The following is a 17,830-nucleotide window of genomic DNA, read 5'->3' on the forward strand; positions in this document are numbered from 1 at the left end:
CGCGATGCTCACTGGAGAAGCCCATGGGCGCTGGATATAGCCTCGATCACACCGCCGGCCAGACCAGTTGCACTGCGCACGTGGTCCTCGCTGAGGGGGCCGACGCCGAAGCGGTTCGACGGGCCATCTCCATACGCCCCAAGGAGGACTTTGACCTGCACCACCTCACGATCCAGACCGAGCGCACATCCTGCGCAGACCTGGACCAATTGCATCCGTGAGCGCGGGGCGGGAAGGACCTGGGTCCCGGCCGTGGCCGGATCCTCTTGGGTGACCTGCGTCCTGGCGCCATCCGGCACGAGACCTCCATGCCGGTCTCGTCCGGCTCAGCCACAACGTCAATGTCGAACAACCTCTAGGGAGCAGCCATGATCATTGAGACCCAGATCGACATCGCCGCGCCGCCCATGAAGGTCTGGCGCGCGCTCACAGATTTCCCCGGCTATCCGAAATGGCATCCCTTCCGATCGATCGCCGGAGAGCCGGCTTTGGGCCAGAAGGTGAAGATGGCGATCGGCGCCACTTCCGAACGGCGACGCAAGGTTAGTGGCCGCATCAGCGTTCTGTCGCTGGGCGGGGCCATCGCGTTCGACACCGGCAGCCCGTTCTTGAAGGGCCGGGAGTTGTTTCTGCTGACGCCCAGCCGACGAGGGACCTTGCTGCGCCATCGCACGGAAATGACAGGCCCCGCGGAGTTCCTGTTCCGCTTTGCGCCGCCCTCCGTGGCTAACCTGCGGTCGGCTAGCGAAGCCGCCGACAGGGCCTTGGATCGGTATTTGACCACCAACGCCCCGTCTTCCAGCGGGGGCCGCCAGAGACCGCGCACTCGGATCTGAAGGTGCGCGATCGCGATCAACGTCCTCCGGCGAGGCGCACTCAATGACCAACGACGGCTACTGGGCCGACCGCAATAGCGCCTTCTAGCGAACAAACCTTTGAGGTGAGCCCAAGGAGAATCGCGCCGACGGCCGGCTGGTCGAGGCCCGACGGCGGTTAAAGACGCTGGCGGCGCAGCTCCATCCCAAACCATAACGCCCGGGTTCAACAGACAACTTCGTCGGCCGACGGAACCTGCGCTCCCCGCTCTTCTCGGAAGGGTGGAGTTCACGCTGTGTTCTTCTTAGCGTATATTAGCGCACAAACCTTGAGGTGAGCCCCATGGGCCGCCGAAACCTGTGGCACGCTCATAAGCACGCTCGCCGCCACGGCGACGACAACCATGCGCTTCATCTCACCCTCCTGCAGTTCCCACGGCCGTTCGCCGCGCGGAAGGTTTGGCCCGTCGGGGTTCGAGGAGCGTGACACGGGCATCCGTCCAGCGTGAAAACGACGTCGCCGCGCCCGACGAGGCCAACGGTCCCGTTCCGCGCCTTCCGCCGGGCGGATTTGCCCCAATTGCGGGCGCCATTCGCAACGGTCGGAAAACAACGTTCCGCGACGGTTCTAATGCACCCGCTTTGGTGGTATAAGGCGTCGGGGTATCTGAAGCGTAGAGCAGGGCTCGGATCGTCCGTCACGGTGAGCGCGCGCGGTCGCGCCGCACGCCGCCGGCGGCGGGCCCGGCGGCGTTCGGATGTTGTCGGGGAACATTCATGCCGCCGGACACGGAGCGATTTCGACTGGAACTCCTGGGCGCATTCCGCCTGTTCGCGCCCGACGGATCGCGTATTCCGATTAAGTCGAAGCGCTCCAGGATCCTGCTGGCCATGCTCGCCACCGCGCGGTCCGGCGAACGGTCCCGCCTCTGGCTGGAGGAGCGGCTATGGGGCGACCGCGCCCGCCCCCAGGCCCAGGCCAGCCTGCGGCGCGAGCTGTCGAACCTGCGGTCGCTGCTCAACGGCCCCGCCCCACCGCCGCTTCTGCTGACCGACCGCGAGTCGGTCGCCGTCAACTTGGGCCGGATCGTGGTCGACGTTAGGGATCGCGGCCGGGCGGGCGAGGTGCGCGGCGAGTTCCTCGAAGGCGTCGACATCGCCGCGGATGAGGCCTTCGAGGACTGGTTGCGCGAGGAACGCCAGGCGATCGCCAAAGCCCGGGACGACGCCATGGCCGCCGCCCCGGCGCGCCCCGATCCCGGCCAGGTCGTCGATCCATTCGCCGGGCGTCCGTCGATCAGCGTGCTGGTCCAGCAGCAGCAGAACCTCTCGCCCGAGAACGCCGTCCTGCTCGAGGGCGTGGCCGAGGACCTGACCGACCGCCTGGCGCGCCTGCGCTGGCTGCCGCTGGTCGGAGCCCCGCTCGGGGCCTTGCGCATCGACGGCAACGAGGCGGTGACGCGGGCCGGCAGGCTCCTGAACGTCGATTACCTGCTGCACTGCCGGCTGGGCCTCGGACGCAACTTCACCCTGACGCTTTCGGAGACCAGCAGCGGAAGGCTGCTGTGGTCGCGCCGCTACGAACTGGGCGACCCGGTGGCGGCCTCCGATATCGATCGCGTCGCCACCGACGCCGTTGCCGCCTTGTCGATGCTGATCGAAACCGACCAGCAGCAGCGGGTGCGCGACCGTTTGGTCCAGGGCCTGACGCCGGACGAGCTGGTGTGGCGCGCGCGCTGGCACATGCGACGCTTGACCCGCGAGGACGCGCGCATCGCCGAAGACTTGCTGGAGATGGCGATCCGGGCCCGCCCGACCTCGGCCGAGGTGATGATCGAACGCGGCTACGCCGAGGCCTGGAAGCTGTGGGCGGCGGGAGCCGGCGCCGCGCCGATCGAGGCGCTACGCCAGCGTATGGCCCTGGCCCGGGACATGGACCCCTACGACGCGCGCGGCCACCTGCTGCTGGGCATTCTGGACCTGTGGTTGTCGCGCCACGAGAGCGCCGAGGCCCTGATGCGCGAGGCGATCGCCCTCAATCCCAGCCTGTCGTCGGCCTATGGCCAGCTCGGTAGCTGCCTGTCCCTGTCGGGACGGGCGAACGAGGGGCTGGAGCTGCTCCGCATGGCGCTGCGCCTCAATCCTCTGGACACCCAGAACTTCCATCAGTTCGGCGAACTGGCGCTGGCGCAGCTGATGCTTGGCGACTTCGCCGCGGCGATCGTCGAGGCCGATAACGCCCTGGCCCGTCGCCCCGCCTATATCTACGGCCATGTCCTGAAGACGGCCGCGCTGTGGATGGCCGGCGAGCAGGAGCGTTGGCTCGAAGCGCGCGGGACCCTGCGCCGGATCAAGCCGGACTACGACCCGGCCGCGCTGGAATGGCTGCCATTCCGGGATCGTAGTTGGAACAAGCGGTTGCAGCAGGCCCTGGCGGGTGGCCAGCCCGTCAAGGCAGCACCGAAGCTCGCCGTCTGCTGAAACCATGACCCCGGGGGGGGACTATGGCCGATATAAAATACTTCGCGCGGATCGAGGCGCTGATCAGGGACGACGCGGCCAGCGCTGGCCGCCCGCTGCCGCCGTTCGACTTCGAGAGCCTAGGCGGCGGCGCCAAGCGAGGTGGGATCGGCCGCTTCCTGCTGCGGCGGGTCTTGCCGGCGGTGACCTTCGTCCTGCGGCAGGTCTGGCCCAATCCCCGCTTCGGCCGGCTGGTCCTGGTCACCCGGACGCAAGACGTCGAGCAAGTGCTGCGGGACGACGTCGGCTTCAAGGTCGTCTACGGCCCGGAAATGCGGGATCTGGGCGGCGGATGCGACAACGTCCTCAGTATCGACGACCCTGAGCACGCGATCCTGCGCGAGGGCCTCCAAGCCGCCGTGCGCCCCGGCGACCTGCAGGCCCTCTTCGACAACGTGCTTGGCGACGCCACGGCGCTCCTGGACGCAGGCGGCGGGCGGATCGACGTGATGCGCGACCTGATCTCACGGACCGCCACTGAAGCCTTGTGCCGGTACTTTGGACTGACGGTCCACGACCCGGACACCTTCGGCCAGTGGACGATGGCGGTGTCGCTGCAGCTGTTCGGCGACTTCTTCGGCGACGCCAATGTCCATCGCCAAGCTAGGACGGCGAGCATCCATCTGGCCAGCGTCATCGACGACGCAATCGCCCGGGTGAATCTGAACAATGCCGCCCACCCTCGCGGCCAACGCGTGCAGGCCACCCTGATCGATCGGATGATCACGGGCCAGAAGATCCCCCCGCCCCAGGTCCGTGCTACGATCATCGGCCTAGTAACGGCCTTCGTCCCTACCAACACCCTGGCGGCTGGCAATATCCTGGAAGTGCTGCGGGACAAGCCTGCGCTGATGGCCCGCGTCCGTGACGCGGCGCGCGAAGGCGACAGGAAAGCCATGCGCGCGGCGCTGCTGGAGGCCGGCCGTCTGAATCCGGCCCTGTCCCCGGGCCTATGGCGGCATGTCCCGAAGAGGGACGCTGTTCCGCCCGTCATCGGCCAGGGCTGGCGCGCGCGCCGGACCCGGCCAGGAGACCTCGTCCTGGCCTGCATACCCTCGGCCCTTCGCGACCGGCGAGGCCTGACCGGGCGAGAATGGCCCATCCGGCGCCTGTGGATGATGTTCGGCGACGGTCCCCACGTCTGCTGGGGCGCCGAACTCGCGCTGACCCATCTCGAAGCGGTTTTCATCGCCCTGTTCAGCCGGGAGAGGCTGCGCCCCGCGCCCGGCAAGCTCGGCGTGATGGCGCGCAACGGCCCGTATCCCACCCGGATGGACATGTTGTACGACGCGCCGAACGCCAAGCGAGCCATGGTGATCGTCGCCCTGCCCGTTCGCCCGGGCGCTGACCGCGCGCTCCTCGAGCGGGACATCGACGCCCTGGGCTATCCCGCACGGCCGCATGTAGCCGACACCCTGTCCAAGGGCGACCGGGTCCAGTTCGCGTCGTTGTCGGTGATCGAGCGAGCGCCGGACTCGCCGGACTCGATCCTGTTGCTTGAATTGAGCGGCGACGGCGACGAGATGGCCCTGCTCGATCACGTGGCCTGGCAGGGCTTCGGCTGGCTCGCGACGATCGTGTCGTGGTGCGAGCCGTCCGGCCGGCCGATCCTCACGGAAGAGGCCCTGGCCCAGCGGCTGCGAGCGGGATTCGTCCCGCTGCGTCAGCGTCCTTGGGGGCCGACGGGTCTGCACTTCGACGGCCTACCCGAACTGTCGGTGACCGACATTGCCCAGCAGGCACGCGTCGCCGACTTCGCCCGTAGGATTGTGACCCGGCATCTGAAGGGCAATCTGGGCCTCAACACTCGAGCGATGGCGGTGCTGCTGCGCACCCGGCGGCTGATCCGCGGCGACAGCTTTCTGGGATTGCGCAAGGTCAATCTGGCTGCTCAGAAGGCGGCCGACCGCCAGCGCCTGCGCATGACCGTGCTGCGCCCCGGCCGCCAGCGAATGGCCATGGCCGACTGGGAGTCCAAGGGCCTTCTGGCCGGTTTGGCCGCTACTCTGATCGCGCCGGAGAACCGCTTCATAGCCTACGGCGCGGGCGCGCTCTTCGCCTTCTGGAGCGTCGTGCGGCTGGTCTGGCGATCGATGCCGCCCGAGACCCCCTGGGCCTGGATCGTGGCGCTGGTTCCCGCGATCGCCGGTGCTCTGCCGGCGACGTTGCTGACGGTTGTCGCGGTCTTCACCCTGCTGGCTCTCCTGCTCTACTGGCAGGAGTTTCACGACCCCGTCGACACCCGCGCGGCGTCGTTGGAACACCTGAAGGCCATCGGCAAGCGCGAGGACGCGCCGGGGCGGGCCCAAAACCACATCATCGCCGTCATGCCATTCAAGCCGGGCTGGCTGCGGCGGCTGAGCTTCGCCTTCGCTCTTTGGGGCATCCGCCAGTCCGTCACCCACTTCTTCCGGCCCGGCTTCGTCGTGACGATGGGCACCATCCACAAGGCCCGCTGGTTCCGTGTGCCCGGCAGCGACCAGTTCGTCTTCTTCTCCAACTACGATGGCAGTTGGGAAAGCTACCTGGAGGACTTCATCACCCGCGCTCATCAGGGACAGTCGGCGGCCTGGTCGCATGGCGTCGGCTTCCCGCCAACCCGGTTTCTGATCAATCGCGGCGCGGCCGACGGAGACGCCTTCAAGCGCTGGGTCCGCCTGCAGCAGCGCGAGACGCGCTTCTGGTACAGCCGCTTCCCGCAACTGACCGCTCAGCAGATCCGCAACAACGCCATGATCGTGGACGGCCTGGCCCGCGCGACCAGCGACACCGACGCCCGACGCTGGCTGGCCAACTTCGGTTCCAGCCAGCGCGAGACCGACGAACTGGAGACGCAGGAAGCCCAGACGATCGTGTTCAGCGGCTTGGGCTCGATGAAGGAGGCCACCAGTCTGATGCTGAGGCTTCCCAACCACAGAGAACACGTCGCCGCCTGGCTCAGCGCGATCTCGGGGCTGAATCCGTCGCCGATCATGAATATCGCCGACCCGCCGCCCGACCATTGGGTGCACCCGTCGCCGAAAGGCTCACAGGTGATCCGCCTGCCCGAAGAGGCCAGGGTGCTGTTCGGCGATCGGTCCGCCTCCGTCGGCGGCGCGGTAATCGGCCTGACGGCGGAGGGTCTGGAGCGGACCGGCTTCGACGGGCCGGGCGGCCTGGAGACCATGCCCTCAGCCTTTCGCATGACCATGGCCGCCAGGGCGGCGCTACTGGGCGATGCGCCCGAAGCGGCGGCCGCTTGGCGCTTCACCGACGCGGCAGACCACCCGCACAAGGTCCACGCCATGCTGACGGTCTACGGCCATGAGGCCGGACGCACCCACGTCCAGTTAGTTGACGATCATCGACAGTTGCTGGCGCATTTCCAGGGCGCTGTCGTCCATGCAGTTCCCTGCGCGCCCGTCGCCGGGCCGGACTGCGGTCCGCCCCGGCTAGACGTCGAGCCATTCGGGTTCAAGGACGGCATCTCGCAGCCGGTGATCCGGGGAACGCGCCGCGCCGCCCAAGCGGTTCCGGACCGCGACTTGGTCGCGCCTGGCGAGTTTCTCCTCGGCTATCGCAACCACCAGGGCCTTTTCCCGCCGTCGATCACGGTCGGGGCCGAGCTGGACCCCGCCTGCAACCTGCCCACGATCTCGGCGACGCGAACCAACCGCTTTCCGTTCTTCGGCCACCGCGAGGGAGAGGCCGAAGCCCGCGATTTCGGCCGCAACGGCACGTTCATCGCCGTGCGACAGCTGGACCAGGACGTCGCCGGATTCTGGGACCAGGCCGAACGCGTCGGCCGCGCGCTGCGCAAGTCCTATCCGGACTTGGCCGAGCTGGCCGGCGGCAAGGTGTCGAAAATGTGGGTGGCCGCCAAAATCATTGGCCGCTGGCCCGATGGCTCCCCCCTGGTCGGCAATCCGGACGGTCCCGCCTCGGCCCCGAAGCCCGAGAATGACTTCACCTACGGCGTGGACGATCCTCGCGGCCTGGCATGTCCGCTGGGAGCCCATATCCGTCGTGCCAATCCTCGCGACAGCCAGGAACCCGGAGACCTCGCTGAGCAGCGGATCACCAACCGTCACCGTATCCTGCGTCGCGGGCGAGCCTACGATTATGCCGCCGATGGCCACCGAAGTCGCAAGACCGGCCTGCTCTTCATGGCCCTCTGCGCCGATTTCGAGCGACAGTTCGAGTTCGTCCAGCGCACCTGGATCAACGCCACGGCGTTTCACGGGCTGGTGAATGAGCGCGATCCCCTGCTGAGCCAGAATGCCGCCGATCGCGGCGCTGTCTTCACGATCCCCACGGCCGCAGGACCCATCACCGTGCGGGGGTTGAATGCGTATGTCGAGCCTCGCGGCGGCGCGTACTTCTTCCTGCCCAGCCGTTCGGCCCTGGCGCACCTGATTACGCGCGGCCGGCGATGAAGCAAGAAAGGGCGTCGCCTCGGCGACGTCCGCAGTTTTACCCGGAAGGATCGGGATCTCACTACCGGAAGTCGATCGTACGCGACGTACACCAGCGGTGCCCAAGTGAAGGAGTCGAATGGAAGTGCGGACCCGATCTTTTCCGGCGATTGCTGCGCGGCGGCGACCAATGTGCCCCCTGAACGGCTCCAGAAGTAACTAGAGTCCGCCTCTACCAGAGAACAGACAGATGAATGGATCACGGTTCGCGGAAGAGCAGATCATAGGGATCCTGCGCGAGCAGAAAGCGGGCGTGCAGGTGGCGGACTTGTGCCGCGAGCACGGGCTGTGCTTACCGACCTTCTACAAGTGGAAGGCCCAGTAACGGCGGGCTGGACGTGTCGGAGGCGCGGCGTCTGAAGGCGCTGGTGAATGAGAACGCTAAGCCCCAGCGGATGCTGACAGTCCGCCGGCGTGGCGGGCGCAATCGGGCGATCGGCACGCGATGGCCTCTGGAAATGCCACTGGCGCCCAACCAGCGCCCGAGCCTGGACTTCGTGTCCGACCAGATGACCGACGGCCGCCGCTTCAGAATCCTGAGGGTGATCGACAACTGCAGGCGCGAATGCCTGGCGCTGGTCAGGCGGGATGCAAGTGGCCCCCAAGATGCGGTCCGTCGAACTGCAGACGATGCTGCTGAACCTGCTGCAAGGCTTAGAATCGGTCGCCTAGGCTTGAACCCAGACGCCTGCCTGGGAAACCGGCTCGGAACGACGCATCTCGACGCGCTTTTTCACGCTTCACGGACGGTCTGGTCACGGCCGTGGGACCGGCAACTAGGATTGTGCGCTTCGGACGGCATCACGTTGGGACGCTGACGTCATCAGGTCGCTAACACGATCCCGACGAGATTGGGCCGTTCGTGGCAATTGAGGAAATCGCCATGAAAGCTGGGTTTCTCGCGCTGGCCTCGGCCAGCCTTTGTGTATCGGGATGCGCCTCTGTACTCTCGAGTCAGAATGTCGCCTCCCTCAACGCCCAAGCTCGCGGCGGCGGCCGCGCTGACGGCGAAGTCTATTTCCTGCCCCGCGCCATTATCACCGCCCATGTTCTCGTGAAGGCGGACACCGGCATTGAGGTTGCACTCGATGCGCCGAGGCTGGTCATCGACAACGGGGACCAAGCTAGGCCGGCGGAAACGGTCCCAGCGGAGTTCCTGGAGGGCTGCTCCGCAGCGGACGATCAAGTTGTTACCGGTCCGTTCGTGCTGAACTATTCCCCCACAGGCTTCCACAAGGACGAGATCACCGTCGAAGTACAGGATGGGCTGCTGAAGACCGCTAACGCCAAGAGCGACGAGCAGATCAGTCTGATCGCGCCCAAGTTGGCGGAATCGCTCGCCAAGCTGGAGAATGACGCCGGTCTCGACGCAATCTATTCGACGGACTTTGATCCGGGCGACTGTCGCTCGGTCGCTGCGGCCCGCTACCGGATCGGCGAGGCCATCATCACGCGCGGCCTGAGGCAGCTGCAAGATCTGAAGAGTACCGTCCCCGTGGCGCGCGGCTTAGCGAACAGCGGCGACCTTTTTCAGCTTCAGGTCCAGGACTACAAACCCTTCCGCTTCCCGGTCGGAGCTCGCCCCACGCCTGCGGACTGCGCCAAGGGCATCTGCGTACCCGTACTCACGCCGGCATATGTCGCCATCGGGAGCGGCGCCACTCTGCGGCGGGGCCCGATGATGATGATCCCGAATGGCTCAGACCCTGCGGTCATCCCCGTGGAGCGCTCCCCCTTCGCCAACGTCGAGACCAAACTATCGCTCAGTTCGGGCGTCCTGGCCAAGCGCGAGGTCACGCGTACTTCCGAGGCCCTGACCATCGCCTCGATCCCGGCCGCGGTCGTGGGGGCCTCGCTGGACGCGGTCGCCGGCGTGTTCACCAAGCGCAAGGCCGCGCTCGACGCCGCCAAGACCTATCGCGAAGCTGTCGATGCCATCGAGAAGAAGAAGACCGAGGCCAACGAAGAGGCGGGCGGAGCGAAGCAGGAAAGCGACGTCAGCGGCCACGGCTTGGTCAGCATCGGAATCGCTGGGGCCTATCGCGCGCCGACGCCGGTCGCGGTCAACAGCAAGCCGGACTCCCCGGTGGTCAACCAGGAGGGGTCGCCCGCGACGCGTAGCAACGATGGCAACTAATCGAACTCCGTCGGCCGTCTCAGTCGCGCTCGAACCGCCCCATGTGTTCGTCCTCTCGCCCCCTGCACCGCTCTCCCCCTCGGGCGTCCCCGTAGGCAAACTCCAGACAGCGCCCTTCATGAACGAGACCAATGGCGGCGGGTCTCTGGAGATCGTGCCCGGCTTCGACGCTTACCGGGCGCGTAACGCCGGTCTCGTGCTCCAGACCGCGCCGGGCGCACCCAGCGAGGACTTCCGGACGGAGAGCGTGTTCGGGCCCGATGGTCGTGTCCCGGTGCCCGACACGACCGCCCTGCCTTGGCGGTGCATCGCCTTGCTGACGATCACCTACCAGAGCGGGGCGACCGCGCGGGGCACCGGCTGGTTCTACGGTCCTCGGACTTTGGGAACCGCAGGCCATAACCTGCGCCATGCCAAGCACGGCCGGGCGACCTCCATCTTGGTCTCGCCCGGCTGGAACGGCGCCGCCGCACCATTCGGCACCTTTGCGGCGGCGAGCATCCACTGCCATCCGACCTGGCTGGCAAACGCCGGCCCGGACAACCTGGACTTCGGGGTGATTACCCTGAACGATCCCATGCCAGGGCAGCGGCTAGGATGGTTTGGGATCGCAGCCTACGATAGCAACCAACTGTTGCCGCTGCTGGTCAATGTCTGCGGCTATCCCGGCGACCGCAACCCGCGCACCCAGTACTTCAACGGCGGCCGATTACACGACGTCACCAGCGAATTCTTGATGTACCCGTTCGACACCGAGGTCGGCATGAGCGGCTCGCCGATCTTCGCCCTGTTCAAGGACCAGCGGATCGTCGTCGGCATCCACACGGGCGGCACAAACCAAGTTAACCGAGCGCGGCGGATCGACGCCTCGCTCTACGAGTTCCTCACCCAGTTCCTCTGATCCACTTCAACGCCTCCCGGGATCTCGGGAGGCGTTTCCGGGAAGGGTTGTCCCGACTGAAGAACCGCCTAGCTAGGCAGTCGCTATTCGAACCTCCTTTGCGCTATGAGTGGAAGTTAGGCTCAGAACTGATAGCCAGAAGAGCACGGTAGCGGCGGGGGCTATGGCGGATAGGAAAACGGTCGGGCAGCGGTCGTAGCGGGTGGCGACGCGTCGCCAGTCCTTCAGCCTGCCGAACATGATCTCGATGCGATTGCGCCTTGGGCAGGCTGTCCAGCAAGCCTGCTGCGCCGATGTAGTCGCTGACTTGGTCCGCGTTCATTAAGAGGCTTTATGGGCCTTCCGTTCGCGTCGATCATGACCGTGCGGCGTTCAGTCTTGGCTCCAGCCAGATCCTCCATCGCCTGCTTGGCTCCATCGCTTCCAACGATTGTAGAGGGTCTTATGTTGCCCACAGGCCACTGGCGCATCCCGCCCGCGCAGGCTGTTGCGGTTGACGAAGATGATGCCGCTCAGCACCCAACGGTCGTCCATCCGGGGCTTGCCGTGGCTCTTGGCGAAATAGGGCTCCAGCCGAGCCATCTGCTCGTCCGTCAGCCAATAAAGGTCACTCATCATCCAGACGCATCAGGATGCTGGAGTCAGATCCTGTCCACCAGATCAATGGGTCTTGAACCTTATCTTTCATCGTCCGTGGTAGACGCGCAGCTGCGACTATCTGGCGAAAAGGCGTCCGCATAGGCGGCCTCGACGCAGGCGATCTCGTCCGGCGTCAACGCGACGAATTCCCGATCCTGGGCACGCTGGGACAGTCGACCATCGTTCTGATCGAGGAATTTGTGGAGAAGCTCGAGTTGCGCCATCGGCATGTCGACGATCTGCTGCACGGCCTGGCTGAAGGCGTCGAACGCCAGGAGGAAACGGACCTCTTCGGGCAGGTCGTGCTCGATGGTCTGTTCGACACAGTCGTAAAGGAAGGCCGCGTGGGCTGTGGCGTCAAAGTAGCGATAGAACCGCGCAGTGTCGTTGAGCACCACGACATTGCCGTCGAGCGTGGGGCGCCATTCGATATGAGCCAGCAAAGGCCTGGAATAGGCCTCGAGAACCGTCCGATAGCGCTCGATGTTTCGCAAGATCACCGCGCTGACCGGGAACACTAGACCTGGCGGGCTGAAGGCAGCGCGAGCCAGAGCGTGATGGATGAGCCAGCGATGCAGGCGGCCGTTACCATCGACATAGGGATGGATGTAGACGAAGCCGAAGGCCAGACAGGCGGCGGTCACGATGGGGTCCATCCTGCCGCGCGCAGCGCGCTCGGCGAAGGCGACGACCCCCTCGATCAGACTGGCGAGATCCTCGTGCCGTGCGCTGATGTGGTCTGGTATGGGCTGGTTGGTATCGCGGTCGTGGACGCCGACGAACCCGCCCTCCTCTCTCAATCCCAACCTCACAAAGCGCGCATCGCCGATGACAATGCGCTGCAAACGATCGAGTTCGGCTTGGCTGAGCGCCACCATGCCTGCCTGGGCGATAGCCTGACCCCATCGCGCGGCGCGCTGTCCGGTTGGGCGCTCACCCTCGATAGCGAAGGAGGACTTGGAGTCGTTGAGCAGGAGGAAGGCGGCGGCGCGCGCCATTAGGTCGGGCCGGACCCGGCCCATGGCCGCGCGGGCCCGTTCGTCGAGAGCCTTTTCGGAATAGGCCGCAAGTTCGGGTGTCTTGCGCACGAGCGGGCAGAAGGCGCGTGAACCCGGCAGGTTGTTGAGGACCTTCTGCCTCGGCGAAGGTTCACCTTCGGCCAGGGCATATTGCTGGTCAGCGTCGAGCACCGGGATCAGGCGGACTTTTCCTGGATCGGGGACGTCCAGTTGGCGTTCGGTCAGCCATTCGTAAAGGAACCACAGGCGTCGGGCGAAGCCGCCAGTCGGCGCGGCCCGGACAAGCGCTGCGATGTCCTCGGGGGACACAGTCTCAAAGAGGCTCGAAAGGACCTGCAGATCCACGCCTTCGTATCGGAAGGCGAATGTGAGTTGATCGCCCAGGGTCCGATCGGGGCGATGCCTTGGCGTCAGCATCAGCCAGTCCTCGTTCGAGACGGGATGGTGCCGGCCGGCAATGGCCGCCATGCGGGGTGGTGACGGAAGGTCCAGCTCGTATTGGGCTATGAGAGCGGCATAGCCCGCAGGCTCGCCGGCTTCCGGCAAAGCTTTGCCGCGAAAGTCGCTCACCAACTGCGTAGGCCATTCCCCCATCGGGTACTCCGTGATTTTCGTTCACTTGACCAAGATCGAGTTGTGAGAACCGATCACCATCCGCGAAAATCTATCACAATGGCGCAGAAATTGCGAATATCGTTCTCGCGCTGCGTCATGGGCCTAGCGGTCGCCATCCTGAAGCTCAACCGCTAGCGATCCCCCTCCCCGCCGCAGCCAACTTGCTTTTCGCTTCCAAGAGCGCTCCGCCGATCACGCGCGATCAGAAAACCGCTCGAACGCGGTGATCCGCCGGGTCGGAAGGTGAACCTCGCCGCGGTAGATCTCCGATTGAAGGAACGAGAGCTCGACGTCCTTGTCGGCCTCATTAACGTCAATCCACCATGCCTTGGGTGACGGGCCCGGATCGCCGTTCCAGCGATAGCCGCGGGCCTTCAGTGCGTCCTTCAGATCGAAGGGCGAGTTTTCGGCCCAGATCCGGACTGTGGTCTTGCGGGCTGAAGCCAACAGGGCCTGGAAACCCGAGCCGTCGGTTCCCAGCAGCGGTGAGGCCAGGATCTCTAACGTCGCCAGACAGTCGTGATGGGCGCGATGGCCGTCATAGAAAAAGCCATAGGCCGCAGCCAGGAAGGCCAGCTTCCCGCTCTCATGTCCGGCAGCCTTCCAGTCGATCTGAGTGTATGAGCAGGCCCAAGCCTTGTTGGCGAAGGCTGGGCAAAACCGCTCGGCGAAGCGCCTGTCGAAACCCGCGTTATGAGCGATGATCAGCGCGGCGTTAGCGATGAACGTCTCGATTTCGGTCGGATCAATCACCTCCCCTTCCACCATGGCGTTGGTAATCCCGGTGACCTTGGTGATCTCCGGCGGGATCGGTTTGGACGGTTGGCGCAGCCGTGAGAACGGCGCGCCGACTGAGACAATCTGGCCCCCAACACCATAGGTGAACGGGACCATGCCGATCTCGATGATCTCGTCGACTTTGGCGTCTAGGCCTGTGGTCTCCAGGTCCAGAATGATCCCCTGCCGGACCTGGCCGACAGGCGCAGCAGTCACAAAGCCTGGCGCATCAAGCTTTCGCAGAACCCGATAGCGGCCGCTGGCCTCCAGGGTCTTGGCCATCGCTTCAAGCCTATCGTGGTCGACGCTCATTTGAGGGTCGCGATAACCGGACAGTGATCCGACGCCCGTTCCCCATCCGCATAAGTCAGCTCCTCAAAACCCTGCAGATCGCGCGTAGCCCGAGCGTCGAGCACGATGTGGTCGATGAACTCCGAGTAGCGCGGATCGCACTTGGGTCCGGCGCCGCCCTCGGCAAGCGCGAGGTCAGCGTTGGGCGGATCGGCGTCATCGATCTCCGTCCAGACGATGTCGCCCGACCGCGCCAAGCGCCGATTGAAATCCCCCAGCACAGCAAAGCGAACGCCCTCCTGGGCGCGGGCGTCGATCCAGCGCTCCAGGATCGGGACCTGGCGCATCAGGGTCTGACAGGCATCGCCCTTGTCGCCGGAGAAGCAACCGGACTTTAGGTGCACGGCCAGCAGTCGCAGAGGCGCCCTCCCTGGAGCGCTGATCGTCACATCTACCCCAGAGCGCAGATTGGGACGGACCTGCAGCTGGGCGATCCCAATCTACCCCAGAGCGCAGATTGGGATCGCCCAGCTGCAGGTCCGTCAGGTCGGGTGCGCGGGTCACGGAAATACCCCTGCGGATCGCAAAACCGACCGCCTGCCGGGTCAGGGTCCGACCTTCCAGGCCCCGGCACGGAAAGGCGTCGCCCGCCGGCCGGACCTCGATCAGGATCTGGTACTTGGCCGGATCAAACACCCGGGCGGCGGCCTTGACCGACTCCACCTCCTCGAAGGCGACGACATCGGCGTTTAGACGCTCGGCGTAACGCCGCATCAGGTCGTAGTCCGCGTCTGTCCGGGCTTTGCAGCCCTTGGATCCGTCCTCGGAGAGGTGCTCCATGTTCCAAGTAGCGATCCGCAGCGGCTCAGCCGCCTGGGCGCCGCCGGCGGCGAACCCGACTAGTGAAAGAACAACAGCAAAGGCAGCGAAGCGTTGGGCCATGAGACTCTCCTGACCCGCCTTTCCTAAGCCAATCTCGATGGCGTCGGCCATAGGCGGTCAGGCCTCCCCCGCACAGAACAATGACCGTTTCTGCTGCTCGCCCTCATCGCCGGCGGATGCAATCAATATCGCCTCGGCGACATTCGGGAGATGGTCCGGTGGCGAACAATTGGCCCGATGGCGGAGAGCAGCCGCTGTCAAAAACCGAGAAGTGGGTCGTCGGCGTTGCCGCCGTGGTGGTGATCGCCATGGGCCTTGGCTTTGCTGCGCTCGTTGTCGTCTCGGTGCTCAAGCTGCGTGTCACGCCGGCGGTGCTGCTCGCGCTTGGCCCGGCGGCGTTAGCCATCGCCCTTTTCTGGGTGCGACCCTGGATCCAAGAGCCGCCCACCAATAGGGCGCCGCGCTATCGAGGGCCCTGGAAGTCCTGACCAGGCCACAGCCCTTCTACCCGACATGAGCAAATGTCGCGGCGTCTCGGCTTGACGCAGGGCCACGCCAATGGAGAACATAATACGAACTTCTGAGGCTTGATATGTCCGCCAACGCTGCGCCGTGTGCGCGGTATCCGACAAGCAAGTGGCCAGTCCGTGCCGATCTGATCACGCTGCGGGTCTGCGCTGATCTCGATTGGCGGGTGACGCTAAGCTGCCCGCATTGCGGGATCACGCGACAGCTCTTCGGGCCGGAGCTTGCAACCCGAAAACTCGCGGATGTGCCGCTCTACAAGCTGTTCGAGCGTGGAGCCTTCAAGTGCCGGAAGGCTCAGTACGGCTGCAACGGCGTACCGGCCTCGGAGATCAGTGTCGAAGCGATGGACGTCGGACAGCTTCAAAACGTCGCCCGCTGGTCGCGATGAAGGGGCCTGGGCGCCCTTGGCGGACAGAAAACCCGGAGATAGCGTGATGACCATGAATGAGACGCCGCCCGACACGATCGTCTTCATCGGTGACCACCACCCGTCGCTGTGGGATCTGCCGTGGATCGACAGAGCCGAGGTCGCGCCTGCAGGCGAAGGCCGCGACGACGAAAGGCTGGTCAAGCTCTGGTTCCGCCGAGGCGAGAACAACGAGTTGGTCTCTTCAGCCCTTCCGCCTCTGCCCGACCGGCCGCACGATCTGGTGGCCTACAACTACGGTGAGGGCGCGCCCCAGGTCTTCTGGCACACCCTTCGCGTGTTCGAGGCCTACCGCATCGATTTTGATGGGGATGATGGGGCCCATTGGCGGGCGCGCATCTGGCTCAAGCAGGGCTGACCCATGTGCAACATGTATTCGATGCGCAAGGGTCAGGCCGAGATCGTGGCCCTGATCGATGCGATCGACGGGGTCGGTAACATGCCCGACTACCCCGGTATCTTCCCTGACATGGCCGCGCCGATCGTCCGCCACGCCGCCGGCGGCGGGCGCGATCTCGTCTTGGCTCGTTGGGGGATGCCCTCACCATTCTTCGTCCAGCGCCAGGCCGCCGAGAAGCGCGCCGAGGGCCTGCGCAAGAAGGGGCATGTGATCGACGATGATCGGCTGAATGCGCTGATCAAAGCTGAGCCGGATCGTGGCGTGACCAATGTCCGCAAGACCGACAGTCCGCACTGGCGGCGCTGGTTGGCCCCGGAACACCGCTGTCTGGTGCCGCTAACGGCGTTTGCTGAGCCAAACCAGGTCGGAGGTCAGCCGGGCGAGAATGTCTGGTTCGCGCTTGATGAGAGCCGCCCCTTGGCGTTCTTCGCCGGCGTTGAGCAGCGGGCCTGGACCAGTGTGCGCAAGGTCTCTGAGGGTGAGATCACGACCGACCTCTATGCGTTCCTGACCACAGAGGCCAACGCCGTGGTCGGCGCGGTGCATGACAAGGCCATGCCGGTCGTCCTCACGACGGCCGAAGAGCGCGATGTTTGGATGCGCGCGCCCTGGGATGAGGCCAAGGCGCTGCAGCGGCCGACGCCTGCGGACACCTTGGTGGTCGTCAACCGGGGCGTTGGGGTGAAGCGGGATCCGCCGGCGGAGGCGTGAGGTTGTCTCGGCTAGCCAGGCCCGGTTCCAGATTGAGCGGAGGCCAAGATGTTAGAGCTTGCGCGTGTAACGACCGGACCCGCGCCTTACCCCTTCTTTCCGCGGGCTGTCGCGTCTCCCGATGACCATGATCGGACAGCCGCCCTCGAAATAGTGTGCTAGCCTTTCTTTCGGGCTAGAAAGGCCGCTAACTGCCTTAGGGCTTGCCCTCGTGGCGATAGGTGGTCCTTGGCCTCGGACGCCATTTCCGCGAAGGTCAGTCCCTGTCCCGCAGGCACGAACACCGCGTCAAAGCCAAAGCCGTTTTCGCCGCGGGGCGCGGCGATGACCTCGCCGGCTACCTCTCCGACAAAGGCCTCCACCCCACCCTCATCGGCGTAGCAAATAACGGTGACGGCTCGCGCGCCCTTTTCGGCGCCTGGAGGCAGCATACGATGGATCAACTCGAGCCCTCCGCTGTCAAGGACCCAGGCGATCAGGGCACCCGGAAAGCCGTTCAGGCCGTCCAAACATAGGGCCGTGTCATCGACAATCACCGGCACCCCGAGCTCACGGAAGGCTTGGGCGGCTTTGGCCCGCGATACGACGACAGGGTCGATGGCCTGGATTTCATCAAGAACAACCTTCACGGGCTCGACCGGCATGGCCAGGATACGCGCGACCTCGGCGGCCTTGCACTTGTTGGACGTGCATAGCTTCATCATTCGGCCTACT

The 17,830-nt window shown here is 65.4% G+C and carries 15 protein-coding genes and 2 pseudogenes; 11 read left to right on the forward strand and 6 right to left on the reverse strand.

Annotation, left to right across the window (positions count from 1 at the left end):
* Positions 1-23 precede the first annotated feature (23 nt).
* From OVA11_RS19570 to OVA11_RS19600, 7 genes and pseudogenes are all read left to right on the forward strand, one after another.
* Complete coding sequence (locus OVA11_RS19570; RefSeq protein ID WP_268069068.1) at positions 24-221, forward strand: hypothetical protein; 198 nt, start codon at positions 24-26, stop codon at positions 219-221.
* Between the two features lie 147 nt (positions 222-368).
* A complete protein-coding gene (locus OVA11_RS19575) occupies positions 369-836 on the forward strand; it encodes an SRPBCC domain-containing protein (protein ID WP_268069070.1) in 468 nt (155 codons plus the stop codon).
* Between the two features lie 756 nt (positions 837-1,592).
* Complete coding sequence (locus OVA11_RS19580; RefSeq protein WP_268069072.1) at positions 1,593-3,296, forward strand: hypothetical protein; 1,704 nt, start codon at positions 1,593-1,595, stop codon at positions 3,294-3,296.
* Between the two features lie 23 nt (positions 3,297-3,319).
* A complete protein-coding gene (locus tag OVA11_RS19585) occupies positions 3,320-7,750 on the forward strand; it encodes a Dyp-type peroxidase domain-containing protein (RefSeq protein ID WP_268069074.1) in 4,431 nt (1,476 codons plus the stop codon).
* A gap of 229 nt (positions 7,751-7,979) precedes the next feature.
* Positions 7,980-8,370: pseudogene (locus OVA11_RS19590) on the forward strand (transposase); the annotation flags it as partial.
* A 302-nt stretch (positions 8,371-8,672) separates the two neighbouring features.
* Positions 8,673-9,926: a hypothetical protein gene (locus tag OVA11_RS19595; protein WP_268069076.1), complete on the forward strand. Its 1,254-nt coding sequence runs from the start codon at positions 8,673-8,675 to the stop codon at positions 9,924-9,926.
* Between the two features lie 118 nt (positions 9,927-10,044).
* Positions 10,045-10,827 (forward strand): trypsin-like serine peptidase, encoded by a 783-nt coding sequence (locus OVA11_RS19600; protein ID WP_268069078.1) that lies wholly within the window; start codon positions 10,045-10,047, stop codon positions 10,825-10,827.
* A 72-nt stretch (positions 10,828-10,899) separates the two neighbouring features.
* Here OVA11_RS19600 and OVA11_RS19605 read toward each other — a convergent pair.
* The 5 genes and pseudogenes from OVA11_RS19605 to OVA11_RS19625 all read right to left on the reverse strand — a co-directional run.
* Positions 10,900-11,091 (reverse strand): annotated as a pseudogene (locus OVA11_RS19605) (hypothetical protein); the annotation flags it as partial.
* Between the two features lie 108 nt (positions 11,092-11,199).
* Positions 11,200-11,445 carry a transposase gene (locus OVA11_RS19610; RefSeq protein ID WP_442780903.1) on the reverse strand — a complete coding sequence of 82 codons (246 nt, stop codon included), beginning with the start codon at positions 11,443-11,445 and terminating at the stop codon, positions 11,200-11,202.
* Between the two features lie 59 nt (positions 11,446-11,504).
* A complete protein-coding gene (locus OVA11_RS19615; protein ID WP_268069079.1) occupies positions 11,505-13,055 on the reverse strand; it encodes a Fic family protein in 1,551 nt (516 codons plus the stop codon).
* Between the two features lie 237 nt (positions 13,056-13,292).
* The gene (locus OVA11_RS19620) at positions 13,293-14,189 is read right to left on the reverse strand and encodes a 3'-5' exonuclease (protein WP_268069081.1); all 897 of its coding nucleotides are present in this window, start codon (positions 14,187-14,189) and stop codon (positions 13,293-13,295) included.
* Entirely contained in the window at positions 14,186-14,572 is a 387-nt protein-coding gene (locus OVA11_RS19625) for a hypothetical protein (RefSeq protein ID WP_268069083.1), read from the reverse strand. Before OVA11_RS19625 ends, OVA11_RS19620 begins: the two co-directional genes overlap by 4 nt.
* Before the next feature lie 696 nt (positions 14,573-15,268).
* On the opposite strand from OVA11_RS19625, the gene OVA11_RS19630 reads away from it, so the two are divergent.
* The 4 genes from OVA11_RS19630 (at position 15,269) to OVA11_RS19645 (ending at position 17,116) form a co-directional block, all read left to right on the forward strand.
* Positions 15,269-15,538: a hypothetical protein gene (locus OVA11_RS19630; protein ID WP_268069085.1), complete on the forward strand. Its 270-nt coding sequence runs from the start codon at positions 15,269-15,271 to the stop codon at positions 15,536-15,538.
* A gap of 92 nt (positions 15,539-15,630) precedes the next feature.
* Positions 15,631-15,966, forward strand: a complete 336-nt coding sequence (locus OVA11_RS19635) for a hypothetical protein (protein WP_268069103.1) — start codon at positions 15,631-15,633, stop codon at positions 15,964-15,966.
* A 46-nt stretch (positions 15,967-16,012) separates the two neighbouring features.
* A complete protein-coding gene (locus OVA11_RS19640; RefSeq protein WP_268069087.1) occupies positions 16,013-16,363 on the forward strand; it encodes a hypothetical protein in 351 nt (116 codons plus the stop codon).
* Between the two features lie 3 nt (positions 16,364-16,366).
* Positions 16,367-17,116 carry an SOS response-associated peptidase gene (locus OVA11_RS19645; protein ID WP_268069088.1) on the forward strand — a complete coding sequence of 250 codons (750 nt, stop codon included), beginning with the start codon at positions 16,367-16,369 and terminating at the stop codon, positions 17,114-17,116.
* 158 nt (positions 17,117-17,274) lie between these two features.
* Here the strand turns inward: OVA11_RS19645 and OVA11_RS19650 are convergent, their stop codons facing one another.
* Positions 17,275-17,820, reverse strand: coding sequence for a non-canonical purine NTP pyrophosphatase (locus OVA11_RS19650; RefSeq protein ID WP_326493066.1), 546 nt, complete (start codon positions 17,818-17,820; stop codon positions 17,275-17,277).
* Positions 17,821-17,830: the final 10 nt, after the last annotated feature.

This window comes from Caulobacter sp. SL161, assembly GCF_026672375.1.
Taxonomy (GTDB): domain Bacteria; phylum Pseudomonadota; class Alphaproteobacteria; order Caulobacterales; family Caulobacteraceae; genus Caulobacter.

Excerpts from the sequence above, each read along its gene's own strand:
- OVA11_RS19570 (WP_268069068.1), top strand. The coding sequence starts at position 24 with ATGGGCGCTGGATATAGCCTCGATCACACCGCCGGCCAGACCAGTTGC.
- OVA11_RS19575 (WP_268069070.1), top strand. The coding sequence starts at position 369 with ATGATCATTGAGACCCAGATCGACATCGCCGCGCCGCCCATGAAGGTC.
- OVA11_RS19580 (WP_268069072.1), top strand. The coding sequence starts at position 1,593 with ATGCCGCCGGACACGGAGCGATTTCGACTGGAACTCCTGGGCGCATTC.
- OVA11_RS19585 (WP_268069074.1), top strand. The coding sequence starts at position 3,320 with ATGGCCGATATAAAATACTTCGCGCGGATCGAGGCGCTGATCAGGGAC.
- OVA11_RS19595 (WP_268069076.1), top strand. The coding sequence starts at position 8,673 with ATGAAAGCTGGGTTTCTCGCGCTGGCCTCGGCCAGCCTTTGTGTATCG.
- OVA11_RS19600 (WP_268069078.1), top strand. The coding sequence starts at position 10,045 with ATGAACGAGACCAATGGCGGCGGGTCTCTGGAGATCGTGCCCGGCTTC.
- OVA11_RS19610 (WP_442780903.1), bottom strand. The coding sequence starts at position 11,445 with ATGATGAGTGACCTTTATTGGCTGACGGACGAGCAGATGGCTCGGCTG.
- OVA11_RS19620 (WP_268069081.1), bottom strand. The coding sequence starts at position 14,189 with ATGAGCGTCGACCACGATAGGCTTGAAGCGATGGCCAAGACCCTGGAG.
- OVA11_RS19640 (WP_268069087.1), top strand. The coding sequence starts at position 16,013 with ATGACCATGAATGAGACGCCGCCCGACACGATCGTCTTCATCGGTGAC.
- OVA11_RS19645 (WP_268069088.1), top strand. The coding sequence starts at position 16,367 with ATGTGCAACATGTATTCGATGCGCAAGGGTCAGGCCGAGATCGTGGCC.
- OVA11_RS19650 (WP_326493066.1), bottom strand. The coding sequence starts at position 17,820 with ATGATGAAGCTATGCACGTCCAACAAGTGCAAGGCCGCCGAGGTCGCG.